This is a genomic window from Microbacterium sp. GQ128, from assembly GCF_059758615.1.
The window spans coordinates 979,308-1,005,730 of record NZ_JCAXDY010000001.1 but is presented as its reverse complement, the minus strand read 5'-3'; the positions used below and the strand labels follow the sequence as shown (position 1 = coordinate 1,005,730).

At 69.6% G+C, this 26,423-nt stretch carries 23 protein-coding genes; 12 read left to right on the top strand and 11 right to left on the bottom strand.

The genetic code is table 11. The annotated features are described in order from the left end of the window. Position 1 precedes the first annotated feature (1 nt). Positions 2-964, bottom strand: coding sequence for a glycosyltransferase (locus AC6CHX_RS04860; RefSeq protein WP_498271830.1), 963 nt, complete (start codon positions 962-964; stop codon positions 2-4). Then, positions 961-2,871, bottom strand: coding sequence for a glycosyltransferase (locus tag AC6CHX_RS04855; RefSeq protein ID WP_498271829.1), 1,911 nt, complete (start codon positions 2,869-2,871; stop codon positions 961-963). The genes AC6CHX_RS04860 and AC6CHX_RS04855 overlap by 4 nt, the downstream gene beginning before the upstream one ends. A 148-nt stretch (positions 2,872-3,019) precedes the next feature. Between AC6CHX_RS04855 and galE the strand changes: the two genes are divergently transcribed. Then, on the top strand, positions 3,020-4,009 hold the full coding sequence (gene galE / locus AC6CHX_RS04850) for a UDP-glucose 4-epimerase GalE (protein WP_498271828.1): 990 nt from the start codon (positions 3,020-3,022) through the stop codon (positions 4,007-4,009). Positions 4,010-4,030: 21 nt separating this feature from the next. Here the strand turns inward: galE and AC6CHX_RS04845 are convergent, their stop codons facing one another. Next, positions 4,031-5,329 carry an O-antigen ligase family protein gene (locus AC6CHX_RS04845; RefSeq protein ID WP_498271827.1) on the bottom strand — a complete coding sequence of 433 codons (1,299 nt, stop codon included), beginning with the start codon at positions 5,327-5,329 and terminating at the stop codon, positions 4,031-4,033. Continuing rightward, positions 5,326-6,741 (bottom strand): O-antigen ligase family protein, encoded by a 1,416-nt coding sequence (locus AC6CHX_RS04840; RefSeq protein ID WP_498271826.1) that lies wholly within the window; start codon positions 6,739-6,741, stop codon positions 5,326-5,328. The genes AC6CHX_RS04845 and AC6CHX_RS04840 overlap by 4 nt, the downstream gene beginning before the upstream one ends. Before the next feature lie 68 nt (positions 6,742-6,809). On the opposite strand from AC6CHX_RS04840, the gene manA reads away from it, so the two are divergent. From manA to AC6CHX_RS04820, 4 genes are all read left to right on the top strand, one after another. Further along, positions 6,810-7,940 carry a mannose-6-phosphate isomerase, class I gene (gene manA / locus AC6CHX_RS04835; protein ID WP_498271825.1) on the top strand — a complete coding sequence of 377 codons (1,131 nt, stop codon included), beginning with the start codon at positions 6,810-6,812 and terminating at the stop codon, positions 7,938-7,940. A 162-nt stretch (positions 7,941-8,102) separates the two neighbouring features. Next, a complete protein-coding gene (locus tag AC6CHX_RS04830) occupies positions 8,103-8,423 on the top strand; it encodes a WhiB family transcriptional regulator (protein ID WP_136043639.1) in 321 nt (106 codons plus the stop codon). 106 nt (positions 8,424-8,529) lie between these two features. Then, the gene (locus AC6CHX_RS04825; protein WP_498271824.1) at positions 8,530-11,571 is read left to right on the top strand and encodes a glycosyltransferase; all 3,042 of its coding nucleotides are present in this window, start codon (positions 8,530-8,532) and stop codon (positions 11,569-11,571) included. Further along, a complete protein-coding gene (locus AC6CHX_RS04820) occupies positions 11,568-12,950 on the top strand; it encodes a DUF5719 family protein (protein WP_498271823.1) in 1,383 nt (460 codons plus the stop codon). Before AC6CHX_RS04825 ends, AC6CHX_RS04820 begins: the two co-directional genes overlap by 4 nt. 30 nt (positions 12,951-12,980) lie before the next feature. Here AC6CHX_RS04820 and AC6CHX_RS04815 read toward each other — a convergent pair whose 3' ends face one another. Continuing rightward, positions 12,981-13,409 carry a hypothetical protein gene (locus AC6CHX_RS04815; RefSeq protein ID WP_240745172.1) on the bottom strand — a complete coding sequence of 143 codons (429 nt, stop codon included), beginning with the start codon at positions 13,407-13,409 and terminating at the stop codon, positions 12,981-12,983. A 78-nt stretch (positions 13,410-13,487) separates the two neighbouring features. Here AC6CHX_RS04815 and AC6CHX_RS04810 point away from each other — a divergent pair, with 78 nt between their 5' ends. The 5 genes from AC6CHX_RS04810 to ahcY all read left to right on the top strand — a co-directional run bounded on the left by AC6CHX_RS04810 (position 13,488) and on the right by ahcY (position 18,238). Next, positions 13,488-13,694: a DUF3499 family protein gene (locus AC6CHX_RS04810; protein ID WP_029261978.1), complete on the top strand. Its 207-nt coding sequence runs from the start codon at positions 13,488-13,490 to the stop codon at positions 13,692-13,694. Between the two features lie 99 nt (positions 13,695-13,793). Then, the gene (locus AC6CHX_RS04805) at positions 13,794-14,720 is read left to right on the top strand and encodes an efflux RND transporter periplasmic adaptor subunit (RefSeq protein ID WP_498271822.1); all 927 of its coding nucleotides are present in this window, start codon (positions 13,794-13,796) and stop codon (positions 14,718-14,720) included. Continuing rightward, on the top strand, positions 14,717-15,538 hold the full coding sequence (locus tag AC6CHX_RS04800; RefSeq protein ID WP_498271821.1) for an ABC transporter ATP-binding protein: 822 nt from the start codon (positions 14,717-14,719) through the stop codon (positions 15,536-15,538). Before AC6CHX_RS04805 ends, AC6CHX_RS04800 begins: the two co-directional genes overlap by 4 nt. Then, positions 15,535-16,749 (top strand): ABC transporter permease, encoded by a 1,215-nt coding sequence (locus AC6CHX_RS04795; RefSeq protein ID WP_498271820.1) that lies wholly within the window; start codon positions 15,535-15,537, stop codon positions 16,747-16,749. Before AC6CHX_RS04800 ends, AC6CHX_RS04795 begins: the two co-directional genes overlap by 4 nt. 43 nt (positions 16,750-16,792) lie before the next feature. Then, positions 16,793-18,238: an adenosylhomocysteinase gene (gene ahcY, locus AC6CHX_RS04790; RefSeq protein ID WP_498271819.1), complete on the top strand. Its 1,446-nt coding sequence runs from the start codon at positions 16,793-16,795 to the stop codon at positions 18,236-18,238. A 33-nt stretch (positions 18,239-18,271) separates the two neighbouring features. On the opposite strand, the gene AC6CHX_RS04785 is transcribed toward ahcY, so the two are convergent. After that, positions 18,272-19,081 carry an RDD family protein gene (locus AC6CHX_RS04785; RefSeq protein ID WP_498271818.1) on the bottom strand — a complete coding sequence of 270 codons (810 nt, stop codon included), beginning with the start codon at positions 19,079-19,081 and terminating at the stop codon, positions 18,272-18,274. Between the two features lie 16 nt (positions 19,082-19,097). Here AC6CHX_RS04785 and AC6CHX_RS04780 point away from each other — a divergent pair, with 16 nt between their 5' ends. Further along, positions 19,098-20,090, top strand: a complete 993-nt coding sequence (locus AC6CHX_RS04780; protein WP_498271817.1) for a stage II sporulation protein M — start codon at positions 19,098-19,100, stop codon at positions 20,088-20,090. A gap of 38 nt (positions 20,091-20,128) precedes the next feature. Here the strand turns inward: AC6CHX_RS04780 and AC6CHX_RS04775 are convergent, their stop codons facing one another. The 5 genes from AC6CHX_RS04775 to AC6CHX_RS04755 are packed head-to-tail and all read right to left on the bottom strand — an operon-like array spanning position 20,129 to position 25,642. After that, positions 20,129-21,436, bottom strand: a complete 1,308-nt coding sequence (locus AC6CHX_RS04775) for a DUF58 domain-containing protein (RefSeq protein WP_498271816.1) — start codon at positions 21,434-21,436, stop codon at positions 20,129-20,131. Further along, positions 21,437-22,360, bottom strand: a complete 924-nt coding sequence (locus AC6CHX_RS04770) for an AAA family ATPase (RefSeq protein WP_240745165.1) — start codon at positions 22,358-22,360, stop codon at positions 21,437-21,439. A gap of 44 nt (positions 22,361-22,404) precedes the next feature. Continuing rightward, entirely contained in the window at positions 22,405-23,613 is a 1,209-nt protein-coding gene (locus AC6CHX_RS04765) for a DUF4350 domain-containing protein (protein WP_498271815.1), read from the bottom strand. Further along, positions 23,610-24,251: a DUF4129 domain-containing protein gene (locus tag AC6CHX_RS04760; RefSeq protein WP_136043431.1), complete on the bottom strand. Its 642-nt coding sequence runs from the start codon at positions 24,249-24,251 to the stop codon at positions 23,610-23,612. Before AC6CHX_RS04760 ends, AC6CHX_RS04765 begins: the two co-directional genes overlap by 4 nt. Beyond that, a complete protein-coding gene (locus tag AC6CHX_RS04755) occupies positions 24,248-25,642 on the bottom strand; it encodes a glycerophosphoryl diester phosphodiesterase membrane domain-containing protein (RefSeq protein ID WP_498271814.1) in 1,395 nt (464 codons plus the stop codon). Before AC6CHX_RS04755 ends, AC6CHX_RS04760 begins: the two co-directional genes overlap by 4 nt. Positions 25,643-25,736: 94 nt before the next feature. On the opposite strand from AC6CHX_RS04755, the gene mtrA reads away from it, so the two are divergent. Continuing rightward, complete coding sequence (gene mtrA, locus AC6CHX_RS04750) at positions 25,737-26,417, top strand: MtrAB system response regulator MtrA (RefSeq protein ID WP_136043429.1); 681 nt, start codon at positions 25,737-25,739, stop codon at positions 26,415-26,417. Positions 26,418-26,423: the final 6 nt, after the last annotated feature.

The following is a 26,423-nucleotide window of genomic DNA, read 5'->3' as shown; positions in this document are numbered from 1 at the left end:
GTCACCCCTCCAGTGGCGGCATCGGCTGCCAGCTGCGGTCACGACCGGCCTTGCCGCCGTCGCGGATGCCGCGGAAGAGGTTGCTCGTGCCGCGCACGGTCCTCTCGACGAACACGAGCCTGATGAGTTCTTTGAAGAAGGTCGCCGCGGTGCCGAGGCCGAAGAGCACCGGGTTGTAGACGCCGTGGACCTGGTAGTACTGCTTGATGAATCCGCGGTTGCGCATGATGTAGTAGCGATACGCGTTGCTCGACGCGTTCATGTGGCGGATGCCCATGTCCCACTGCTTGATCTCACGCGTGCGGCGCAGCACGAATTCGTCCACGATCACGGCGGTCGTCAGGCGCGAGGCCAGCCAGCCGTACATCTGGTCGTCCCAGTAGATGAAGAACCGCGGGTCGGGCAGGCCGATCTGCTGCACGATCGAGCGATGGATGAACATGCCCTCGAAGCAGCCGCTGTTCATCTCTTTGTAGCCCGTCTCATCGAAGCCGGACGGAGCGAAGGGAATGGGGATGCCCATGCGCTCGGCGATGCGGTACTGCCAGTAGAACTCGCTGCCGTCGTAGTCGAAGCGGCGACCCTGGATGCTCTTGAACCTGCTGCTCCAGGCGCCCATCTTCGCGAGCCCCTCGGTGAGGACCTCGACGTCGTCGTCCATCATCCAGATCCACTCGGAGCCGAGCTCGTACGCGGTGCGCATGCCCTCGCTGAAGCCGCCGGAGCCGCCGGTGTTCTTCTCGAGTCGCCGGTACACGATCTCGGTGCCGATGTCCTCGCGGAACGACTCGACGACGTCGGTGGTGTCGTCCGCCGAGGCGTTGTCGATGATCACGACGTGGCCGGGTTTGGGGTCCATCGCGGTGATGCTCGTGAGCAGACCCGAGAGCAGGTGCGAGCGGTTGAAGGTGACGATGACGATCGTCGCGGACGCGGGGTCGAATGCAGCGGGCGCCGCGGTCATGCCTTCTCCTCGAAGATCTGCTGCCAGGACTGGGTGGAGACGAGATCGGGCAGCGCCTCGCGGTACTGCTTCTGCAACTCCGGCCAGCGCCGGCGGAGTTCCGCGTGCAGCCGTACCGTGTCTCGAAGCATCCGTCGGTACTTCGCGCGATCACGCGTGTAGATGTTCTTCCCGGAGCCGTCGGCGGCGCTCACCAGCGCGCTGTCGAACGCCGGGACACGCCACCAGTGCGCATCCTCCTTACCGAATTCAACCTCTGGCTGCGCGATGTTCGCCGGGGCCGGACGGTGCAGGAAGTGCGAGGTCAGCGTGGAGAGGGTGAACAACCGCAGCCGGAGCCCCTTCGGGCTGTCCAGGTCGTTCTTCGGGAGCTGCTTGTACACCTGGCGGCCACGTCGCGAATGCAGCACGGCGGACGGGTCGCGGTGCACGATCGTCTCCGGGAAGTCGGCCGCGAGGGAACGCGCGGCTGGCATGGCTGTCGCGAGGTTGCGGCGCATGTGCTCGGGCCCGGACAGGATGTCGCGCAGGGCCTGCGCACGCAGTGCCACGGGGTAGTACTGCATCATCATGAGGTGCTTGAGGTCGACGCGGCGACTGTGGACGAGCAGCCGGCCGCCCCTCGGCGCGTTCGAGTGCAGGAGTCCGGCCACGATGCGGTTTCGGGCATGGAAATACGCCTGCCAGTCGATCGAGTCGTCCTTGTTGACCCACGAGATGTGCCAGAGCGCGACGCCGGGCATCGACACCGTCGGGAAGCCCGCCTCACCCGCACGGAGACAGAATTCGGCATCGTCCCACTTGATGAAAGCGGGAAGCGACAGCCCCACCTTGCGGATCGCGTCGAGAGGGATGAGGCACATCCACCAGCCGTTGTAGTCGGCATCCATCCGCATGTGCAGGAGCGTGGACTGCCGCAGGTTCGAGACGCCGAAGTCGTGCGGCATCTTCTCCTGGTAGAGGTTGCGCCACATGAAGGGGTGATCGTCCACGACCTCGGCCCAGCCGTGGAGCTTCGGGCGGTCGAGCAGGTCGAACATGTGCCCGCCGACCAGTACCGGGGTGGTCGCGTACTGGCCGAAGACGATCGAGCGACGCAGGGACTCCGGTTCGAGGCGCACATCATCGTCGAGCAGCTGCACGAAGTCGCTGTCGGGGCGCTGAAGCGTCTCGTGCATGGCCCGGGCGAACCCTCCGGACCCACCGAGGTTGTCCTGACGGATCACCTGGAGCGTCTCGCCGAGGGTCGCTGCGACGTCGTCGTAGCCCTCCTGATCCGCGACGAGCTGGGTCCCCTGATCGATCAGGAAGATACGATCCACGAACTCCAGCGCATCCGGCGACGCCGCCAGTGCGCGAAGAGTCTCCACACAGTAGTCCGGCTTGTTGTAGGTGGTGATGCCGAGCGAGGCCTTGCCGGTGCGCGTCGGTTCCTGCTCTGTCGTCCACTCCGCACCCTCGAGCACGGCCGGCTTCTCATCGGCGACGATGTCGAACCAGATCCAGCCGCCGTCGCTGTACTGCGTGAGCTCGAGATCGAAAGACGTCGTCGCCTCGCCCGTCACCTCACGCGTGGCGACTCGCTGGCGGACGCCAGATCCGTTGGAGCGGTACACCAGGATCGTCGCCGGCCCGGTGGTGCGCACTGTGAGTTGCACCTGTCGGACGCTCGTCCAGTGCTGCCAGTAGGACGCGGGGAAGGCGTTGAAGTACGTCCCCATCGACACGCGCCGCCCGGCCACGATGCGGGCGCGATGCCGACCGAGGATGTTCCCGAGGTGGGCGCGATTCGAGACGCGGACGGGTTCGTCCTCGATCACGGACCAGGTCTCCGGGTCGGCGTAGAGCGGAAGGAGGTCGGGGTCGCGATCAAGTGGGAAGACGACGTTCTGAAGGACGTGGGCCACTGGGAGGTTCTCCGATGTTGGTGCCGCAGGCCACTGTCAGAGGACAGTGCGGGACTCGACGAGCAGTGAGTAGCCTACCGTCGATGACCTTCGCATCTGCGGAGAGTCGCCCCGAGCCCCCTCGGACGCGCTGGGTAGACTGACCGCGATGAAGGTACTGATCACCGGCGGCGCCGGCTACATTGGCTCAACCGTCGCGACGGCGTGCATCGAAGCCGGGATCGAGGTCGTCATCCTCGACGACCTCTCCACGGGGCTCCGGTCCTTCGGTGAAGGCCGCAACCTGTATGTCGGCGACATCGCCGACGGGTCCACGGTGGATGCGCTGCTCGCGGATCACCCCGACATCGACGCGGTGATCCACTGCGCTGCCCGCATCGTGGTTCCGGAGTCGGTCGCCGACCCCCTCGGGTACTACGACGCCAACGTGGGCAAGACGATCGCGTTGCTCCAGCGCCTGCGCGACGCCGGGATCCCGCGCATCGTGTTCAGCTCTTCGGCATCCGTCTACGCGGGTGAGACGGGCGACGGCGTGGACGAGGGCGGCAGGCTCGCACCGTCGAGTCCGTACGCCAAGACGAAGGCTATGGTCGAGCAGATCCTCGACGACGCCGCGACGGCGGGCGACTTCCGTGCGATCGCGCTCCGCTACTTCAACCCGATCGGCGCAGACCCGCGACTGCGCACCGGTCTGCAGAATCCGACACCCTCGCACGCGCTGGGGAAGATCATGCAGGCGCGCGCGACCGGGGAGCCCTTCACGATCACGGGAACGGACTGGACGACGCGTGACGGCTCCGGTCTCCGCGACTACATCCACGTCTGGGACCTCGCTCTCGCGCATGTCGCAGCCGTGCAGAAGTTCGACGAGGTCGCCACGCCCGACGGCCCGTATCAGGTGATCAACCTCGGTACAGGAGACGGCGTGACCGTGCGCGAGCTCGTCGCGGCGTTCGAGCGGGTGACGGGCGAACCGCTTCCGGTGACGGAGACCGACCGCCGCCCCGGGGATCAGGCCGGTGCGTTCGCGATCGTGGACCGCGCGGCAGCGGTCCTGCAGTGGCGCGCACAACGCTCGGTCGACGACGGGGTCCGCGACGCGATCGCCTGGGCGGAGAAGCTGCGCGCCACGCTCTGACCGCCGGGGTCCTCCGGCTGGTCACACCTCGGAGCGCAGCGTCGGGATCGTGCCCGTGTGGGCGGCGTCGATGTTCTCCCGCCAGGAGCGCGACTGCCCGGCGCGCAACGCGCACAGCACGAGCATGAACCACCCGGCGCCCACCAGGGTGAAGCTCTCGAACATCGAGTCCACGGCCAGCGTGACCAGGATGATCGGCGTCCACGCATAGACGACCGAGCGTCGCACGCTCGCGACCAGCCAGGAGCGGATCAGCGCGACGCCGCCGAGGAGGAGGAAGAGCACGAGCCCCGCGGCCCCGAGTTGGAGCAGCACGTCGAAGAACGCGTTCAACGCGCTCTGGTGATGGTCCTCGAGCTGGAAGTTGATGTACGTGAACGGGTACTCGCCGCGTGCCCAGTCGCCGAACCAGCCCCACCCCTGGATCGGTTTGACGGCGACGAAGTCGAGGATCGTGTTCCAGAGCGACGCACGCATCGAGAAGTCCGAGCCGGCGTCGAGCAGCGCGATGATCTGATGGCGCAGTGCGAACGCGATCGTGAGTGCGAGCGCGACCAGGATCCCGAGGATCCACTGGACCAGATTGCGTCGCGCCGGCGACGTGTGCCGCACGATAGTGAGGGCGAGCGTGACGATTCCCACGGCGACGGCGAGCACGAGCACCGTGGGGGAGGCAGAGAGGAAGGCGAGCGACCCCGCGAGACCGATCGACACCACGGCGAGGGGAGAGTTCACAGACTGCGTCCGCCACTCGATCACGAAAGTGATCAGGGCGATCACGGCGACGAACCCGAGCATGTTGCGGCTGCCGAACAAGCCCTGCACCGGGCCGCCGGCGGCGAGGTTGCCCTGGATCGAGAGGAAGGTGAACGGCAGGTCGAGCAGCACCCCGGAGAGGATCTCCACCCCGAGTGAGACGGCCAGGAGCACGCGCAGGGTGTCGCCGATGGCTCGCACGGTCTGCAGCGTGTCGCGGATGTGGCCGATCGTGATCGCGAGGAACGCATAGCCGAACAGCGACATCCACCCGAAGAACGTATCCGAGCGATCCGTGGTCCAGACCATGCTCACCAGTGCCCAACCGAGGAAGGCGAACAGCGATGAGGGAGCGATCCGCAACGGCGAGAGCTCGTCGCGTCGCACCCAGAGGATCGCGGCGCCCAGGACGCACAGCACCGCGATGATGGTGGCCAGAGTGACCGCCGAGGTCATCCGTCCGATCGCGTACGAGCCGAAGATGGCGGTGAGCGCAGCGAGGGCGAAGGCTCGAGCGAGCTCCACCGAACCGAGCAGTCGGACCAGCGGGCGGGCCGACGTCACGGCACCCGCCGTTGCCGCGTGCCGCGTTCGAAGACCAGATCCCGTTCCCCGACGCCGACCAGGGGCACCGACTTCAGCTTGAAGGACAGGAGCACCAGGAGCATCCAGCCCCAGAGCATGATCGGCGTGGACTCCGAGAATCCCTGCACCAGCAGCACCACGGTGAACAGGCTCGGCAGCAGGGTCAGCGGGGAGAACGGTCGCTTGGCGTGGAGATCCCACCGGGGTCGGTCGACGGCGAAGAACCAGGAGCGCCACAGCAGGCTCAGGTACGCGATCCCCATCAGGATCACGCCCAGCACGCCGAGCTGGAACAGCACGTCGAGCCACATGTTGTGCGCGTGGAACACGGTGATGCCGTGGTCGACGATCCAGTGGTCGAACGCCGGGTCCGTCGGGATCCAGGGACTGGAGAACCCGTTGCCGAAGAGGGGGTGCTCTCGCACCCGCTCGAGCACCTTCGCCCAGATCAGGTCGGAGCGCCCGGTGAGGTCGGAGCTGCGCCCGACGAGGCCGAGCAGCGGCTCGCGCAGCAGCCAGACCGCGGCGGCGGCCAGCGCCGTGCCGCCGATCGCCGTCACATAGATGCGCGTGCGTGCCCCCGGAGTGCGGGCACGGCGCATCAGCAGGGCGACCAGGAGCACCAGTGCGGCGGCAGCCGCGCACGCGAGCGCGGTCACCGACGACGTGCGCAGCAGGAAGTACGCCGCGAGCAGCATCCACAGAGCCAGTGTGGTGCGCCAGCGCGCGCGAGCGGCGAACAGCACGCCGAAGGTGATGATCGCGAACAGGGAGATGATCGCCAGGAGGTTCGCGTTGCCGACGATCCCCTGGATCCTCCCGCCGTCGAACAGGTTGTCTCTGACCCAGTACCACTGGGGGTCGATCTCGCCCTCCGGCAGCGTCGCGAAGTTCGGCAGCAGCGGCCCGTGCAGGACGAGGGAGACCCACAGCTCGATCGCCAGCGACAACCCGAGGATCCACTTGAAGGCGGAGGACAGCGCCCGGATGATCTCGTGCCAGGTGAGCACATGGGCGATGAACAGACCGTTCACGGTGACGGCGGCCAGGAGTACCCAGGTGATCAGGGTCGGTCCTCGCCATTGGGACCACGCGACCGAGACGAGGGCCAGGGTGGTGTATCCCATCGCCGTCCACGGCAGGCGGCGCCAGCGGAACGGCTGCGGGCGGTTGCGCGCGAGCATCGGGACGCCGATGCCGAGCGTCGCGAGAGTGAAGAGGACGAGGGTGACCGCGGCGCCCTCCATGCCGACCAGGTTGTACACCGCGGTGTGCGCGAAGGTCACGATGAGAACGAGGATCACGTAGCCGCGCAGCAGAAGGTGCCCCGTCGACTCGCGCTCCGGCGCCGTGGGCGGGGCTGTCACCGGGTGCTTGGTGTACTGGGCCATCGCGTTCAGGCTACCGCGCCGCGCTCGGCACGTGCCTGAACGCCGCAGCGCGGCTCTACGCTGGTGGCATGCTGCTGAGCCTCACGAACGCACCCCGCGACTACGCCTGGGGATCCGACTCCCTCCTCGCCGGACTCGAAGGGCGCACGCCGACCGGTGCTCCCGAAGCAGAGGTGTGGTTCGGGGATCACCCCGGCGACCCCGCAGACGTCGCGGGCGGCGGCACCCTCGATCAGATCACCGGCGGCAGACTCCCGTATCTGCTGAAGCTGCTCGCCGCGGGGAGGCCCCTCTCGATCCAGGTGCACCCGACCATCGCGCAGGCGCGCGAGGGATGGGCGAAGGAGAGCGCGCTCGCCGCGGACGATCCGCGGCGCAACTACCGCGACGACAACCACAAGCCCGAGCTCATCGTGGCGCTCAGCGAGCGATTCGAATCGCTCAGCGGCCTGCGTCCGGTGGCGGACACGCTCGAGCTGCTGGACCTGCTGGAGGACAACGACGGCGTCGCGCAGCTCCGCGTGCGGCTTGGGGGCGGAGCCGATGCGCTGCGGGACACCATCGGCTGGCTGCTCGGCGGTGACGCCCAGCACGAGGTCGACGAGATCGTCGCCGCGGTGGTGCGCGCAGCGGAGAGCACCGACACGGGGAAGTGGGGCGCGACGCTGCGGGCGATCGCGGGGGTCGCAGCGACATACCCGGGGGACCCCGGCGTCGTCGTGGCGCTGCTCATGAACCACGTCGTGCTGCGACGGGGGGAGGGCGTGTTCCTGCGCGCCGGGCTTCTGCATGCCTACCTCGCAGGCCTCGGCGTCGAGATCATGGCGGCGAGTGACAACGTGCTCCGCGGCGGACTGACTCCCAAGCGCATCGACGTCCCCGAACTGCTCGCGATTCTCGACCCGACGCCCGGTGAGGTGCCGGTGCTGCGGCCGGAGGGTGCAGACGCGGTCACGGCGTACCCGGTTCCCGTCTCCGACTTCGCGCTCAGCAGGATCGCAGTGGATGGTGCTCCGGTCACGGTGGAGATCTCGGGGCCGACGATGGTGCTCGCGACCGCCGGGACCATCACGGTCAGCTCCTCGTCCGGAGCGGAAGTGCAGGTCCCCGTGGGAACCGTGGCGTTCGCCGGCGGCGACGAGCGCACGCTCACCCTGTCCGGCGAGGGTGAGGCGTTCGTGGCGGGCCCGGGGTTCTGAGCGTGTCGCGTCCACCACGCCGCGACACGCCGAAGGATCGTCATGAACCTTCAAGAGTCGCTTGAGGGTTTACGATCCGCGACTTGACCCGAGCGAATGACACGGGTGTAATTAGTCATGCGCACGGCCCGCCGGGGGGCGGAGACAGGGTTGGAGATCGAGATGACGGGATACCGTTCCGACGTACCGGAGAACTGGTTCGTCGATCCGATCAACCTCGGTGTTCCCGGGGTGCGGCGCACGGACGCCGCCGATGACGACAACGCCCTCGCCTGGCAGGCGGATGCGCTCTGCTCGCAGACGGATCCCGAGGCCTTCTTCCCGGAGAAGGGCGGATCGACCAGAGACGCCAAGCGGATCTGCACCACCTGCGACGTCCGCAGCGAATGCCTCGAGTACGCGCTCAACAACGATGAGCGGTTCGGCATCTGGGGCGGACTCTCCGAGCGCGAGCGCCGCAAGCTCAAGCGCCGCGCCAGCTGATCTGCCGAGGCGGTCACGCGCGCTGAGGTCGTCGGCGCATCGCTTCGCAGGCGCGCCGCATCCACTGCTCCAGGGCCGGTCCCGACGCGCATAGGCTGACGACGTCATGCCAGCCCGAGTTCACGCCATCATCGTCGCGCGCCCCGGATCCTCATCCCGCGCGCAACTCCTCCGCACTCTCGACGCCGTGCGCTCCCAGACTTCACCCGCAGAGGCCGTGACGCTCGTCATGTGCGGAGATGCTTCCACCCTGCGCGAGAGTGAAGCCGTCGGAGCCGTCGTCGAGGGGATCATCGAAGCCCGCGCGACGACGTCGTTCGCTGAGGCGATCGAGCTCGCACGCCCACGCGAGAGCGAGGGCTCGGCGATCTGGCTGCTCGCACAGGACACGGCTCCGCATCCGCGGGCACTCGAGCGTCTCCGCGGCACGCTGGAGCGGTCGCCGTCCGCGGCGATCGTCGCTCCCAAAATCGTCGCGACCGACAACGATCGGGAGATCGTCTCGCTCGGAGTCAGCATGACGACCTTCGGACGATCGGTCGAACTCGCGGCAGGGGAACTCGACCAGGGACAGCACGATCGCATCGACGACGCGCTCGGCTCCGACGTGCGCGGCATCCTCATCCGCGGCGAGGTCCGCGACGCGCTGCGGCCCGACCCGGCGCTCGCCGGCGCCGACGAGGGGCTCGACCTCGGCGTCCGCGCGCGCCTCGGCGGGGGGCGGCTCGTGCTCTCGCCGAGTGCGCGGATATCCGCAGCGCCCGACGGTCCGGCCGCGCTGCCCTCCGGTCGATCCCGACGCGCCTACGTCACCCGGCTGGCACAACTGCACCGGCGACTGGCATACGCTCCGGCGGCCGCCGTGCCGCTGCACTGGCTCAGTCTGCTCCCGCTCGCGCTGTGGCGCTCCATCACGCACCTGGTCGGAAAGCGGCCGGAAGCGGTTCTCCCCGAGTGGGGGGCCGCCCTCACCGCGATGCTGCGGGTCGGCGCTGTCGCGCGGTCCCGGTCGCGCATCCGCGCCTTCCGCTCATCCACCTGGGCGAGCATCGCACCGTTGCGGGTGACGTCGTCCGATCTGCGGCGGCGCCTCGATGACGGGCACGGCAGCGAAGGCGGCGCCGTCAGCGAACTGCGTTTCTTCTCCGGCGGCGGCGCCTGGGCCGTGCTCGCGGCGCTCGTCGTGAGCATCGCCTCCTTCACGACTCTGCTCGCGTGGCCGGCGCTCGGCGGCGGCGCGCTTCTGCCGCTGCGTCAGACGATCTCGGCGCTCTGGAGCGATGCGGCGTGGGGCGCGCGGGGGACGGGGATCGGCCTCGTCGGCCCTGCTGACCCCTTCGCGGCCGTTGTGGCAGTGCTGGGCTCGCTGTGGCCGGCGGGGCCGTCGTTCGCGATGGTGCTGCTGTGGATTCTCGCGCTTCCGCTCGCGGTGCTCGGCGGGTGGTTCGCGGCGACGCGGGTGACCGATCGGGCGGGGCTGCGCATTTTCGCGGGCGTCGCCTGGGCGCTGGCCCCCACCTTCCTGACCGCGCTCGTCGACGGCCGCCCGAGCGCGGTGCTGGTGCACCTCCTGCTGCCGTGGCTCTTCCATTCCGCTGTGGTGGCGCACCGATCCTGGGGCGCGGCCGGAAGCGCCTCCCTCCTGCTCGCCGCCGTGGTCGCCTGTGCTCCGTCACTGGCACCGGCGCTCGCGCTGCTGTGGGTCGTGGCAGTGGGCATCGTCCTGGGCACCGGGCAGTTCCGTGGCGTCGGCCGTCTGCTCTGGCTGCTCGTGCCGACGGCGGCGCTCTTCGCCCCTCTCGTCTTCTGGCAGTTCGCACACGGGACGCCATTGGCGCTCCTGGGAGACCCCGGTCTCGTGTGGGCGGGCCCGCAGGCGGCCGCCGACGCCGCAGGCCGGCTGGCGCTCGCGACCGGATTCCCCACCACGGATCTCGCCGGCTGGGCGTCGCTCGTGCCCGCACCGATCGCCGCGTGGGTGCCGCTGCTGTGTGCGCCGATGGCTCTGCTCGCCCTCGGGGCGGCCGTCGCCCCTCGGTGGCGCGCGGGGATCACACTGCTCGTCGTCGCTCTGGCCGGTCTCGCGACGGCGTTCTTCGCTGTCGGCATCACGGTGAGCTTCGCCCAGGGTGCGGGCGTGGCGATCTGGCCGGGGGCGGGGCTCAGCCTGGCCTGGGTCGGGGTGGTGGGTGCGGCGCTCGTCACGCTCGACACCGCCATCACGCTTCCGAGGCTCCGGGTCCTCTCCGCGGTCGCTGCAGGAGTTGCGCTGGGGATCTGCGCCGTGCCGGCGCTCACTGCCTTCCACGCACAGCGGTCCGTCCTGACGAACGGCCCCGAATCGACTCTGCCTGCCTATGTCGCCGCGCAGGCGGCCGGGGACCGTCCGCTCGCGACGCTCGTGATGACGCCGCAGAACGACGGAGGACTCGCGGTCGAGGTGGTCTGGGGAGCGAGCGAGACGCTCGGATCCCAGACGACGATGGTCTCGACCGCCGTGGAGCCGCAGGGGGACGACGTCGCGACGCTCGCCGTCGATCTCCTCTCCGCCCGCGATTTCGACGCCCCGGGCGAGCTGGCGGCGAAGGGGATCAGTTACGTGCTGCTCGCCGAGCTGCCCGGAGACGAAGGAGACAAGGCCCGCACCCTCCGCGCGGCGGCCATCGCCTCGATCGATCAGCGTGCCGGCCTGGTGCATGCGGGGGAGAGCGATCGCGGGGTTCTCTGGCGTCTGGAAGCCGAGGTCGCTGCGCCGCCGACCCTGACCTCCGCTCAGGAGGGAAGCGCTCGGCTCGTGTTGACGATCCAGCTGCTGGCGGTCTTCGTGGCGCTGCTGCTGTCGATCCCGACCCGCGCCTCGCGGCGCGCGGCACGAGCCCAGTCGCGCATCGTCGGACGCGCTCCCGATGAGCCGATGATCCTGCCCCGGCACGCGGAGGACCGGTCTCCGCTCGAGGAGCAGACTCCGGTCGGCGCGATCGAGGAGCCGCAGGACGAGGCCGCTCTGACCGACGAGACGCTGGTGCCGATCGCCGAGTCCGAGCCGGTCGAGGAGCCGGCTGAGCCGGCTGAGCCGTCCGGTCCGGTCGACGCGCCGACAGACGTCGACGACGAGAGACCCGACACGACAGGGGAGAGGGACCGATGAGCGGTTCGCGCGCATTCAAGGTCGCCGCGACGGGCGCTCGCCTCGCCACCGGGGTCGCCGTGATCGCGGCCTGCGTCGTCGGCGTCGTCGCCGCAGTGCATGCACCGTGGCCGGTCATCCGGCATGATGCCGCCCACGTCGACGTCACGCCACTCCCCGGAGACAGCGTCCTGGTGTGCAACGGCGACCTGCGCGCGCTCGGTCGCGATGCCATGGACCCGCTGGCGCTGAGCTCTGCGGGGTCGCCGACCCTCACCGCAGGCGGCACGTCGGGTGAGCCGTCCTCTGCCGCTCTGGCGGTGCAGGATCTTCCGGACGCTGGCGAGGTGCGCGTGCTCACGGGCGCCGTCGAAGGACGCTCGGCGCCGCTGATCGCCGCCGCCGAGTCGATCGCTCTCACGACGGAGGACCTCTCCGGGTTCGCGGCTACCCCCTGCGGAGTCCCCCGGCTGAACTCCTGGCTCGTCGGCGGGAGCACCGCCACGGGTACCGAGGACATCGTGATCCTGACCAATGCCGCCGAGGTCCCCTCGACCGTGACGCTGACGGTCTACGGCGAGACCAGAAGCGCACGCACGGTCATCGTGCCCGCGCGCACGCAGACTGCGCTGCCGCTCACCTCGATCGCTGCCGGCGACACGGCGCCCGTCGTGCGCGTCGACGCGACCGGGGCACCGGTCCGTGCGGTGCTGCAGTCGTCGCTCACGCAGGTGCTCGATCCCGCGGGCCTGGACCTGCAGGACGCGGTGCCCGGCGCGCAGCAGAAGCTGGTGCTCACCGGCGTGGAGGTCTTCGGCTCCGACGGCGACGACGATGAGATGGCGGTGCTGCGGCTGCTCTCACCCGGCGCGGACGCGCGCGTGCAGGTCCGGGTCGTCGCGGAGGGGTCCGGCTCGGCCACCGACGAGTTCACGGTTCCGCTCGAGCCCGATCTCCCGGCGCAGGTCGCGCTCAGCGGTCTCGAACCCGGTCGCTACACCGTCGAGGTGGAGGCGGACGCTCCTGTCCTGGCCGCGCTGCGACAGCAGGACGGCTTCGGGCGTGATGCGGACTTCGCATGGGTCACGCCGGCACCGTCTATCGACGGCGAGGTGGTGTTCGCGGTACCGTCGGGTCCGCCGGGCCGACTCCAGTTGGCGAACTCGTCGGAGGAGGACACCACGGTGACGATCGAGCCGCTCGACGGGGGCACATCCGAGGATGTCGTCGTCGCCGCAGGTGCGACGGTCGGGGTCGATGTGGAGACCGGGACGACCTATCGGATGCAGTCGACGGGCGCGGTGCACGCGGCTGTCGCGCTCACCGCTTCGGGCGCACTCGCGGTGCTGCCGGTGCAGGCGAGCGCCGGCGTCGAGAAGGCCATCACCGTCTACCCCTGATCGATCCTGCGGATGGGCGGGGCGGCGGGTTCAGTGTTCGTGGCCGAGATCCCACGGTTCGCGGCCGACGTACTCCGCGGCCGCCCGGAACACCGCGCTCTCGATCGCCATGCGGCGGTGCGCGGCATCGTCGTGCCCCGGCGGCAGGAGACGCTCGATGGGCAGCCGGAACAGCACGATGCGCCGGTTCTCCCGATCGAGATGCCAACGCGGAACCGCATCGGTCGTTTCGAACGCCGGTATCGCGCCGATCTCGAACCGGACGTCCTGGAGTTCCGGCCACGTCCCGCGCAAGAACTCGACGGCGGTTCCGACGGTCAGATCGAAACGATCGAGACGGCCGTCGAGCGGCGCGAGAGGCGGGCGGACGACCTCGCTGCGGCCCAGACGCCCGTGGCGGCCGTGCCGCGCACCGCGCCGTGGAGCGGCAGAGGCGTGGGCGGCGCGGCGACGGGGCATGTCGAAAGTCTAGGCGGTGCCGACGTGCGCGGCGCGGCATCCCCGGCTCGGATGCGTGCGAGCCGTACGCTGACGGAGATGGACGGACGACTGTGCTCGAAGGTCGGCTGCGCGCGAGAAGCCGTGGCCACCCTCACCTACGACTATGGGGACAAGATGGCGGCACTCGGTCCGCTCGGCGCCGCGAACGACCCGCAGGCGCATGACCTGTGCTCGCCGCATGCCGATCGACTCTCGGTGCCGGCGGGCTGGCTCGTCGTGAGGCACGAAGCACTTCGAGCCTGAGGGCGCGTCGACACGCGGTCGCCTTCGCGATACTGGGAAAACTGTTTCTGGATACGCTGACTCCAGGCGTGCCAGGGCGGCGCTGCCGGAAAGGCACTCGTGATCGTCTGGCGTCGCTGGATCTTCCCCCTGCTTCTCGTCGTGGTCATCGGCGCGTGCGCTGCAGCACTCGTCAAGATCGCTTTCTTCCCCGACCGGGCCGAGAGCATGGTCAGCCCGGAAGCGGCGATCACCGATCCGGTGGTGGCCGTCGAGCGCGGATCCGTCGTGAACGCGTTGAGCCTGACGGGTAACGTCGCGCGCGATGAGATCTTCGCGGTGCGCAGCGAGGTCGACGGCACGGTCACCGCCGTTCACGTGAGTGAGGGTGCCGCGGTATCAGCGGGCCAGAAGCTGTTCACCATCCGCCAGGAAGATCCCCGCAAGGACATCGACGTGCTTGCGTCGGAGGCCGGCGACGTGTCCGAGATCGCGCTCGTGAAGGGCCAGCCGACGTCGGTGGGCACCGAGATCTTCAGTCTCACGCCCGCGCGGTACCACCTCCTCGCGACCGTCGACCCCGTGCAGCTGTATCGCCTCGTCAACGCGCCGAGTGAGGCCACGGTCACCATCACCGGCGGTCCGGCGCCGTTCGCCTGCACGGGCGTCCGTGTGCAGGTCACCGCAGAGGGCACGGCGAGTGTGCGCTGCGCGATCCCCGCCGGGCAGACCGTCTTCGCCGGGCTCCCTGCGACCATGGATCTGGCCCTCGGTCAGGTCGAGGACGCGCTCGTGATCCCGGTCACCGCGGTGCAGGGCGGCGCGGGCTCAGGGAACGTCTGGGTCGATGCAGCCGACGGTGCGGAGCCCGAGGAGCGCGCGGTGAAGCTCGGGGTGAACGACGGGACGATCGTCGAGGTCACCGAGGGCCTGGAGGAGGGCGAGAGCATCCGCCAGTTCGTGCCGGGCTTCGTCGCCCCGGTCGAGGAGTTCTGCTACGAGGTCTCCCCGGGCGTGGAGCAGTGCGACAGCGGGATGAGCTGGTGACTCTGGTCGCTCTGGAGGACGTCACCAAGAGCGTCCTCCTCGCCGACGACTCGCAGCTCGAGATCCTCCGTGGCATCACTCTCGAGGTCGGCGCCGGAGACCACGTCTCGATCGTCGGCCGCTCGGGCTCCGGCAAGTCGACGCTGCTCAACATCCTCGGGATGCTGGACTCGCCGACGTCCGGCTCCGTCTCGTTCGAAGGGCGGGAGGTTCGTCGCATGCGCTCGGGGCGCCTGGATCGACTGCGCGGCGACAACGTCGGCTTCGTCTTCCAGCAGTTCAACCTGCTCCCGGGTCGAACCGCACTCGACAACGTCATGATGCCCCTTGGCCATGCGAAGGGGAAGACGTTCTGGAACCGACGGCAGATCGCCGCGGACATGCTCGAACGGGTGGGACTCGGCCACCGGGTGAACCAGATCGCCGACAAGCTCTCCGGTGGTGAGCAGCAGCGTGTCGCGATCGCCAGGGCACTGGTGCGCAGACCCGTCCTGATCCTCGCCGACGAGCCGACCGGCGCGCTCGACATCGACACCGGAGCCTCGGTCATGTCGCTCCTCGACGAGGTCGCCACCGAGACGGATGCCGCCCTGGTCACGATCACCCACGACCTCCACGTGGCGGCCCGCGCTCGTCGGCACTTCCGACTGGACGCCGGGCGCCTGGAGACCGCGGACCTCAGCCGTGCGTTCGAGGCCTCGACGCTCGCGGCTCCCGCGCCCGCCGCTCCACCGCAGCCCGCCGCTCCACCGCAGCCCGCGGCCACCGCTCCGGCACCGCCCGTGGCCGTGCCCGCTGCGTCCGAGGTCGTCTCGTGACGGGCTTCCTCGGCGCGCTCTCCGACGCGTGGGCCGAGATCCGCGTCCACAAGCTCCGTGTGCTGCTCAGCCTGATCGGCATCGCCGTGTCGGTCGGAGCGCTCACGGCGGTCGTGGCGATCTCGGAGTATCAGCGTCAGTTCCAGGCCGAGCAGTCCGACCGCTGGGGAGGGCGTGTGGCCACCCTCGTCGTCGCGGCGAGCACTGGCGACGGCTCTCCCGTGGATCCCGATGACTTCGATGCTCGTTTCAGCCGCGTCTCGGAGCGATTCGGCTTCAGCCACACGGCGCGCATCGCGCAGGGGATCATGATGGACGCGCAGCTTCCGGAGGGCATCACCCCGGTCCCGGCGCGCGTGATGGATCCGGCCTTCTCGCAGATCCACCGCGAGCAGCTTCTCGAGGGACGCTGGTTCCTCGACACCGACGTCGAGGCCCTGGCCCCACCGGTGGTCATCACCGAAGCGCTGTGGGACCGTCTGGGTCGGGTGCCGCTGGCGCAGCATCCGACCGTCGTGTTCGGTGGTCCGGCCGGTGGTACCTACCAGGTGATCGGCATCGTCCCGCGCCAGGGGTTCGGCGACGAGGAACTGCGGGTCGACCTGCTCTATGACGCGTATCGCGCTCGTGTGGACGCGTTGCCGCCCGATGCCATGACGCAGTACGAGGTCTGGGTGGGAGCCCAGCAGGCCGACGAGATCGGCCCGGTGCTGGCGATGGACCTGCGCGCAGGGCTGCCCGAGGGGCAGACGGTGTCGGTGAGCCGCACCGACTGGGCGGCGCAACCGGGAGCTATGGACGTCCAGGCCACATTCGAGATGATCACGGGCGGGATCGCCGCGCTCATCCTCGCGCTCGGTGCACTGAGCCTGATCAACATCCAGCTCGTGGCGATGCGCCAGCGCGTCCGCGAGATCGGAGTCCGCCGTGCGTTCGGTGCGAGCTCGGGGCGTGTGTTCTTCGCGGTGTTCCTGGAGAGTCTCGTCGCCACGACGGTCGCGGGTGTGATCGGGATCGCGATCGTCGTCGCGGTGCTGCGCTCCGACTGGGTCGTCACCTCGATGTTCTACGGCATCCAGGACGTCCCGCCGTTCCCGATGCGGGCAGCCCTCGTCGGGCTCGTCGCTTCCGTGATCGTCGGTGCGGTGTCGGGGTTCATCCCCGCACTCGTCGCGCTGCGGGTGAAGGTGATCGACGCCATCCGCTTCTGACGCATACGCTGTGCTGGCTTCATCGTGATGGAAGAATACGAAAATGCCTGAGCTCGAATACCGCGTCGCCGACCTGTCCCTCGCTGAAGCCGGCCGTCACCAGCTGCGGCTCGCCGAGAACGAGATGCCGGGGCTGATGTCGCTCCGGGAGGAGTTCGGTGCCGCGCAGCCGCTGAAGGGAGCGCGGATCGCGGGTTCTCTGCACATGACGGTGCAGACGGCCGTGCTCATCGAGACGCTCGTGGCGCTCGGCGCCCAGGTGCGGTGGGCGAGCTGCAACATCTTCTCCACCCAGGACGAAGCAGCCGCCGCCGTCGTGGTCGGCCCAGGTGGCACGGTCGACGCCCCGGCGGGGGTGCCGGTCTTCGCCTGGAAGGGGGAGACGCTCGACGAGTACTGGGCGTGCACCGAGCGCATCTTCGACTGGTCGTCGAGCGGATTCGACGGGCCGAACCTCATCCTCGACGACGGCGGTGACGCCACGCTGCTCGTGCACAAGGGCGTCGAGTTCGAGAAGGCGGGTGCGGTCCCGGCTACGACCGACGCCGACTCGCACGAGTATTCGGTCATCCTGGACCTGCTGCGCCGTTCGCTCGCGTCGTCGACCGATCGCTGGACGAAGCTCGCCGCAGGGCTCATCGGGGTGACGGAGGAGACCACCACCGGCGTGCACCGGCTCTACGAGCTCGCGGCCTCAGGGGAGCTGCTCTTCCCGGCCATCAACGTCAACGACTCGGTGACCAAGAGCAAGTTCGACAACAAGTACGGCATCCGGCACTCCCTCCCGGACGGTCTGAACCGTGCGACCGACGTGCTCATGGGCGGCAAGGTCGCCTTCGTGTGCGGGTATGGCGATGTGGGCAAGGGCGCAGCCGAGGCGCTCCGCGGACAGGGTGCCCGGGTGATCGTCAGCGAGGTCGATCCGATCTGCGCACTGCAGGCGGCCATGGACGGGTTCCAGGTCGCACGCCTCATCGACGTCGCGGGTGAGGTCGACATCGTGGTGACCGGCACCGGCAACCGTGATGTCGTCACGACAGAGCATCTTCAGGCGCTGAAGCATCTCGCGATCGTCGCCAACGTCGGCCACTTCGACAACGAGATCGACATGGCGGGCCTCGAAGCCATCGAGGGCGCCGAGAAGATCGAGATCAAGCCGCAGGTGCACGAATGGCGTCTGCCGAGCGGACGCAGCGTCCTCGTGCTCAGCGAGGGGCGCCTGATGAACCTGGGCAACGCCACGGGGCATCCGTCGTTCGTCATGAGCGCCTCGTTCACCAACCAGGTGCTCGCGCAGCTGGAGCTCTACACGAACATCGCCGCCTATCCCACCGGTGTGTACGTCCTCCCGAAGGCGCTCGACGAGAAGGTCGCCCGGCTCCACCTCGACGCACTGGGTGTGCGGCTCACCACTCTCAGCGAAGAGCAGGCGGCGTACATCGGCGTTCCGGTGGACGGACCGTACAAGCTCGACCACTACCGCTACTGATCGCTCCCGCGGCCGGGCGCAGCGGGGGACGGATCAGACCCCGACGCGTCGGCCGGTGAGGCGCTCGGCTCGACGGTCGGCGTTCTCCAGCGCTCGCCGCTCCCGCTCCCGCCGCAGGACGGTGATGCCGACCAGCACCTGCTCCGGCGGCGCCGGCGGCATCGGCGAGACGAAGGGCGTCGCCTCGGCGAGCAGATCGTGCGCCACCCGAGCTCGAGCGGCGGGGACCATCCGCGGCGCGCTCACGAGGAACTGCGAGATCCGGCGCGCGAGGCGGTCGGGCATGCGCGCCACGTCGGCGATCTGCGCCCAGCCGGCCAGGGCAGGGGGCAGTACCGGCACGTGCGAGGGGAGCGCGGGAGTGCGGACGCGCTGGCTGTAGGTGCCGGCGACCAGGTCGCCCAGACGCTGCGATCGCGCCGTGAAAGCGCCGGTGAGCACGGCGATGCCGCCGAAGGTCATGTAGATCTCGAGGACGCCGAGGAGTGCGCGGATGAACGCGTGCCGGAATCCGGCGGCACCGCCGTCCACGCGGACGATCCGCCCTCCGACGGCGAGCTTGCCGAGGCTGCGGCCCTTCAGGGCGACCTCCATCGTGATGGGCAGCACCACGAAGCTCACGACGATCGCCGAAACGGTCGCGATGCGGTCGGTGGCATCGTCGAGCACGCCGGCATCGAGCAGCCAGATGCGCAGGAAGAGCCAGAGGATGAACACCGCGTACCCGAGGAGCATGTCGATCGCGGCGCCCAGAGCGCGGAGGAGGAAGCCGACCGGCTGCACGTCGATCGCGACGGCTTCGCCGGAGAGCACCTCGTCGGAGACGTCGATCGGGACGGACATGAGTACAGTAAATCAGGTGGATGCCGATGCGCTGACCGATGCTCGCCGTGCGGAATGGGAACGGCTCGAGGAACTCAGCCGAGCCCGGCTCGACGGCAGCGGCGTGGACGAACTGATCGTGCGGTACCGCGCCGCCTCCGCCGATCTCGCCGAGTTGAAGACGTCGGTCGGCGACTCCCCGCAAGGCGCCTACCTCTCCACGATCCTGGTTCGCGCCCGGCTGCGCCTCACCGGAGCATCCGACAGCATCCTCACCCAGACCGCTCGGTTCTTCCGACTGCAGCTTCCGGCCGCCCTGTACCGGCTGCGGTGGACGACGCTGGTGATCGCGCTCGCGTTCATCGCCGTCGCGGTCGGCACGGCGGCGTGGATCGCGAGCGACCCGGCCCTCATCGCAACTCTCGGACCGCCCGACCAGCTCGAACAGTATGCCGACGAGAGCTTCACGGGCTATTACACCGAGAACCCCGCTGCCGAGTTCATGGGTATGGTCTGGACGAACAACGCCTGGATCGCCATGCAGTGCGTGCTCTTCGGCGTCACAGGAATCTGGCCGGTGTACATGCTCGTGCAGAATGCCATGGGCCTCGGGACGTCCGGCGCGGTGATGGCCGCGCACGACAAGGCCGACCTGATGGTGCTCTACATCCTTCCGCACGGCATGCTCGAGATGACCTGCATCTTCGTCGCGGCCGCCGCCGGTCTGCACGTGTTCTGGGCGTGGGTGGCTCCGGGACACCGCACCCGCGGGGAGGCGCTGGCCGAAGAGGGGCGATCGCTCGCGACGGTCGCACTCGGGCTCGTGTTCGCCCTTTTCCTCGCCGGGCTCGTGGAGGGCTTCGTCACCGGCTGGGGGCTGCCGTGGCCGGTGAAGATCGGAATCGGCGCTGCCGCGCTGGCGGTGTTCCTCATCTACATGCTCCTCATCGGCGGGCGGGCGCATCGCCGTGGCGAGACCGGCGACCTCGTCGAGTACGAAGCGGGCACGCCTCGACTCATCGCCGGCTGATGACCGGCTGATCGCGGACCGCCTGAGGGCGGCAGCGGTCAGAGCCGGCCGGCCGCCTTCAGCTCGAGGTAGCGGTCGGCGATGCGGGGCGGGAGCTCCTCCGGATCGGCGGCGATCGCCTCGCCACCCGCTCGGCGGATCGCGTCCGCGACATTCTCGGCATCGCGCAGCGTCCGTTCCGCCGCCGCGGCGAGATAGACCTCTTCGCGTGAGCCGCGTTCACGCGCGAGCGCGGCGATGCCGTCGTCAGTGACGGACCCGACCAGCACGGTGGTCGCACGCGACGCGGTGGGGAAGGCACCGAGGAAGCCGCGAGCGGACTCGGCGGCGTCCTGCGCTGTGAGCACGACGATCAGGGAAGGCCGTGTGGTGAGCGTGCGTACGGCGGCGAAGGCACCGTGCCAGTCGGTGTCCACCAGGCGCGCGTGCACGGGCGCCATGGCGTCGCTCATCGCAGGCAGGAGCGCCGTGCCGTCCACACCGGTGACCCGGCCGCGCACGACGCGGTCGTACAGCAGCAGGTGCACGTGGTCTCCTGCCCGCGAGGCGAGGGCTGCCAGCAGCAGCGCCGCTTCGAGGGCGGCGTCGACCCGGGTGCCGTCGCCCACGCGGGCGGCTGCCGTCCGACCGGTGTCGATGATGATGACGACATGCCGATCACGTTCCGGTCGCCAGGTGCGCAGCATCGTGGTGCCGGCGCGGGCGGTCGCGCGCCAGTCGATCGAACGCACATCGTCGCCGCGGACGTACTCGCGCAACGAGTCGAACTCGGTTCCCTGGCCTCGGACCTGGATGCTCGTGTTGCCGTCCAGCTCACGCAGCCGAGCCAGCCTCGACGGGAGGTGCTTTCGCGAGGTGAAGGCGGGAAGCACACGGATCGTCCCTCGGACCGGATGCCGTGCCTGTCGACCGGCGAGACCGAGGGGCCCGCGCGATCGGACCATCACGAACTCGCTCACCAGCTCTCCGCGTCGGCGCGGAGTGAGGGGGATGGCGACGCGACCGCGCTCGCCCGGGTCCACCCGCAGCTGCTGTCTCTCGGCGGGCGCACCGGCCGTGGGCTGCCAGGCGTCGCGGATCACCGCGTGCAGCGCCCTGGCGCCGTGGTTGTGGACGGCGACGCTCACCGGAACCTGTTCGCCGAGCCGTGCGCGCTTGGGCAACCGGCGGCTGACCGTCACCGACCGGGCGCTCGCGGCGAGGGCGAGATCCACGACGACCAGAAGGATGCACAGGCCGATCCAGGCGCCCAGCACCGGGTACGGCGGATAGCCCGCGAGCCCAGCGAGGACCAGCGGGACGACACCGACGGCGAGGGCGACGGCGAGACGACCGGTGATGAACACCTAGATCGGAACCCTGGTCTGCTGCACGACCGAGGTGAGCACGGCGTCAGCGGAGACGCCTTCCATCTGGGCATCCGGCCGCAGCTGGAGGCGGTGGCGCCACACCGGCACGAGCATCGTCTGCACGTGATCGGGCGTCACCGCGGTGGAGGCGTTCAACCACGCCCAGGCCTTGGCGGCGGCCAGGAGGCCGGTCGAGGCGCGGGGGCTCGCGCCGAGTTCGACGGAGGGGGACTGCCGCGTCGCGCGCGCCAGATCGACGACATATCCCAGCACGTCGTCGGTGACGTCGACCGAGGCGGCGGCCTGCTGTGCCGCGCGGATCTCGTCCGCGGAGACGACGGCCTCGACGCCGGTCAGCTCGCGCGGGGAGAAGCCCTCGGCATGCCGGCGGAGCACCGACACCTCGGCGTCGCGCTCCGGCATGCCGACGACGAGCTTCATCAAGAAGCGATCCAACTGCGCTTCGGGCAGCGAGTACGTGCCCTCGTGCTCGATCGGGTTCTGCGTCGCCGCGACGAGGAAGGGGTCGGGAAGCGGGCGGCTGACACCGTCGGCGGACACCTGGCGCTCCTCCATGGCTTCGAGGAGGGCGGCCTGTGTCTTTGGCGGTGTCCGGTTGATCTCATCCGCGAGCAGGATGTTGGTGAAGACCGGGCCGGCACGGAAGTCGAACTCGCCCGTGCGCGCGTCGTACACGAGGGAACCCGTGACGTCGCCCGGCATCAGGTCCGGCGTGAACTGCACGCGTTTCGTGTCGAGGCCGAGGGCACGTGCGAACGACCGGACGACCAGCGTCTTGGCGACGCCGGGCACTCCTTCCAGGAGCACGTGGCCGCGTGCGAGCAGCGAGACGAGGAGGCCGGTGACGGTGCCGGCCTGGCCGATGACCGCCTTGTCGACCTCGGTGCGCACCCGGTGCATGGCCTGACGAAGCGCGGCGTCGTCGGTGGAGTGGTTCTCAACGGTCACGTGGTTCCCTCGGCTTCTGTGGGATGGATGGTCGGTCGACGGGTGCTGGTCTCCACGGCCGCCTCGAGTTCGTCGAGACGTCGAGCGAGGTCGACCAGGGCGGCGTCGTCGGTGGGGAGAGGCCCCGCCAACAGCGTCTGCAGGGTTCCCCGGGGGATCCGGAGCCGGTCGGACGCGGCGTCGGCGACCTCGTCCGCGCCGGCATGCACGGCCAGGCCCAGGCGGCGGGCGAGGCGCCGCTGCGCGCCGTCGCGAAGGGCCTCGGCAGCGTGCGCGGCATCAGCGGCCCTGGCGGTGAGACGTGCGCGGCCGTGCATCGTCTCGGACGCCCGCACCGTCACCGGCAGCGTCTCGGCGACGAGGGGCCCGAAACGCTGACCGCGCCAGATCGACGCGGCGACTCCGGCGAGCAGCAGCAGGAGGATCGCCGGTGTGACCCACGGGGGAGTGAGGGTCCCCAGGGTGTCGACCGACTTGCCCTCGATGTCGGAATCGCCGAGGCTCGGCACGTACCAGACGACCCGTTCGGTCTGCGCGAGCAGTGCCAGCGCGAGCGCGGCGTTGCCCTTCTCCGCCAGGTACGCGTTGCTGAAGAGCCGGGTACCCTCCACGACGACGCGGCGGTCTCCGGCGCGGTCATCGACGAGCACGGCGGCGCCGTCGGCATCTCCGAAGCACCCCTCGACCTCAGCGGCGGGGGAGAAGAGACGATCGGCGCGGATCGTGCCGACCTCCGCGAACTCCGGGACATCGCACGCCGCCTCCACGGCCGAGCGCGTGCCCGGGGCGTTCTCGCCGATGCGCAGCGTGTTCAGCAGGTGCGAGCTCGTCGAGAGGAAGACGACGCGATCGGCCGGTTCCATCAGGGTCTTGAGGGCGTCATCGGTGAGCGTGTACGGATTCGCCATGACCAGCGTGGTTCCCTCATCGACGGCGGCACGCGCCTCCACCCGCGATCGTCGGACGTCGACCTCGACGCCCTGGTCGCGAAGGATCTCCGCGAGGGCGAGGGCACCGGAGTCATCACGCCCTTCGGGGTCGAGAGCTCCGTGGTCCGCCGGTGGTGAGGCGCTGACGCGGACGGCGACGAACACGGCGACGAGGACGAGGACGACGATGATGCCCCAGCCCAGGACGGTGTTCCTTCTGCGTGGTCGACGCTCGGCCGTCGCCGCGGCAGTGCCGCTCTGCACGGTCACGGTCATGCCGGCACCGCCTCGAGGCGACGGGTGCGGAGACGTTCGTCCGTTGCCGCGAGATCCTGGTAGGTCTCCGCCGTCGCCGGGTGCCCGAGGTAACGGACGTCGTCGAACGCCACGGCTGCGCGGCGCAGCGCTGAGGCCTCATCCGGGAAGACGGCGCCGGCATCGCGAGCGATCGACTGCGCGGTGGCGCCGGGGGCGGGATCGATCAGATCGCGTTCGAGGAGGCTGCGTGCGATCGCGCGATAGCGGAGGATCGTCGCGGTGCTCCAGTCGGCCGCGCGGGCGCTGCGCTCGGCATCGGCTCGGAGCTGTGCCGCCGTGCGGTCATCGGACTCGCCGAGGAGGTCGCCCCGTGCACGTCGAACGGCACGCGAGCTGCGCGGCCGACCCCAGATGACGAGGGCTGCGATGAGAGCGGCGACGATGATGACCGACACGATGATGAGGGCGGACGGTCCGATGCTCGCGCCGTTGTCGGAACTGAACAGATCGGCGAGGAAGCGGCCGATGTCTCGGGCGACGAGATCGAACCACGTCGGCTTCGCGTCCGCATACCGCGGGTTGGCGAGCTCGTCTTCCGCCCATCGGCGTGCCTCATCCCCGTCGGGGATGAACAGGTCGTCGAACCGGGAGATCATGCCGTGTCGTCGCTGCCGGGAGCAGCCCAGCCTCCGTCAGCCGGTCCGGATGCGGGAGTCGGGTTCGACGCGGCGCCAGCTGCTGCAGGTGGCGGAGGCGGCGGGAACACCCCGGGAGCGCTCGTGACCGGCGCGGTCGCTGGCGTCGTCGGCGCGCTGCTCTGCTGCGGTGCATACGCCTGTGGCGCGTAGGGCTGCTGCCCGTGCGGCTGCGGCTGCTGAGCATACGGCTGTCCGGGGTACGGCTGTCCGGGATACGCCTGCGGGGAGGCGCCCTGTGTCATCAGCACGTGGTCCGGCACCTGCCGGGGCGGAGGCGCGGAGGTGACGGCTCTCGCCGGATCGACGCGGAACGGATCGCCGAGCTGATCTTCCGTCCCGCCCAGATCACGGTGCTCGACATAGGCGATGAGCGTCTGGTCCAGCCCCTCGTACCGCATCCGGCAGTCGAGGTAGACGAGTGCCGACCCGGTGCTCTGCACCACGAGAGTGATCGCCTGGATGACCAGGAGCAGGATCTGAGGTGCGAGGAAGGCGAGGACGAACCCGACGATGGCGCTCGGGTCCTCGGCGCCCGTCGGCGCGATGACCGACCCGAGCAGGCTGCTCAGCAGCGTGGCCGGGATGCTCACCACCTGCGCTGCGATGCCCATGATGGCGCTGATGAGGAAGGTCACGCCGAAAGCGACCCAGAAACGGCCGCGGGTGAGCCGCCAGGAGCGCACGAAGGCGTCGCGGAACCGTGCGCGCTCGAGGACGAGGATCGACGGCACCAGCAGCAGCTTCGTCGTCAGCCAGACGGACAGGGGGATCGCGGCGAGTGCGAGGAGGACCACGACGAGGACGACGACGCCGATGAGCTCGACGCTTCCGCCCGCACCACCGGCCACGAAGGCGGCGACGATGCTCACGACGATGGCGAGGATGCCGAAAAGGGCGATCACCGAGAGCGACGCGAAACCGGCGAGACGCCAGAACGCCGGTGCCATCCGGCGCCAGAGCATCCGCAGCGTGGCCTTGACTCCGACGGCTGCGTAGCCGATCTCTGCGGCGACCACACCCTGCATCGTTGCCGTGAAGGCGATCGACGCGAGTCCGACGCCGAGGCCGGCGATGAGGTTGATCCCGATGGTCCCGGCCAGCACCGCCTCGAAGTCGGGGGAGGAGGGGGAGACGGTCTCCAGGCGGGAGAAGGTCGTGAACAGGACGACCCCCATCACGGACGCCGTGACCACGGTCGCGACGAGCTGGATCACGACGGCGAAGCCGAACAGCACCTTCGGGTTGTGTCGCAGGGCCGCGAAGGCCCGGCCCAGCAGCATCCCGAACGTCAGCGGATGGAGGGGGATGACCCCCTTCTTCGGCGCGGGCGTCCACATCTGGCCACTCACAGGCACTCCCTCCATGGTGGCTCCATCGTGTCACACCGCACACGTGGTGCGCAGACCTGGGGTCGGCGGGACTCGGTGCCATAAGGTAACAGTTATGACCTCACGCATTCTCGTGGTCGACGATGACACAGCGCTCGCCGAGATGATCGGCATCGTGCTGCGCACCGAGGGATTCGAGCCGGTGTTCTGCGCGGACGGTGCGCGTGCCGTCGACGAGTGGCGCGCGCAGCGGCCCGATCTCGTGCTGCTCGACCTCATGCTGCCCGGCATGGACGGGATCGAGATCTGCACCCGCATACGCGCGGAATCGGGCGTCCCGATCATCATGCTCACGGCGCGCAGCGACACCGCAGACGTCGTCCGCGGCCTCGAGGTCGGCGCCGACGACTACATGGTCAAGCCCTTCAATCCGAAGGAGCTCGTGGCACGCATCCGCACCCGTCTGCGTCCGACGCCGCAGACCACCAGCGAGCAGCTGCGGGTGGGCGACCTCACCGTCGACGTCGACGCCCATGAGGTGCGTCGGGGCACGGCGCCGATCGCGCTCACCCCGCTGGAGTTCCAACTGCTTGTCGCGCTCGCCTCCAAGCCGCAGCAGGTGTTCTCCCGCGAGATGCTCCTGGAGCAGGTGTGGGGGTACCACTACAAGGCCGACACCCGCCTGGTGAACGTGCACGTGCAGCGCCTCCGCGCCAAGGTCGAGCTCGACCCGGACAACCCGAAGATCGTGATGACGGTGCGTGGCGTCGGCTACCGTGCCGGGAGCGTCGGCTAGGAGCAC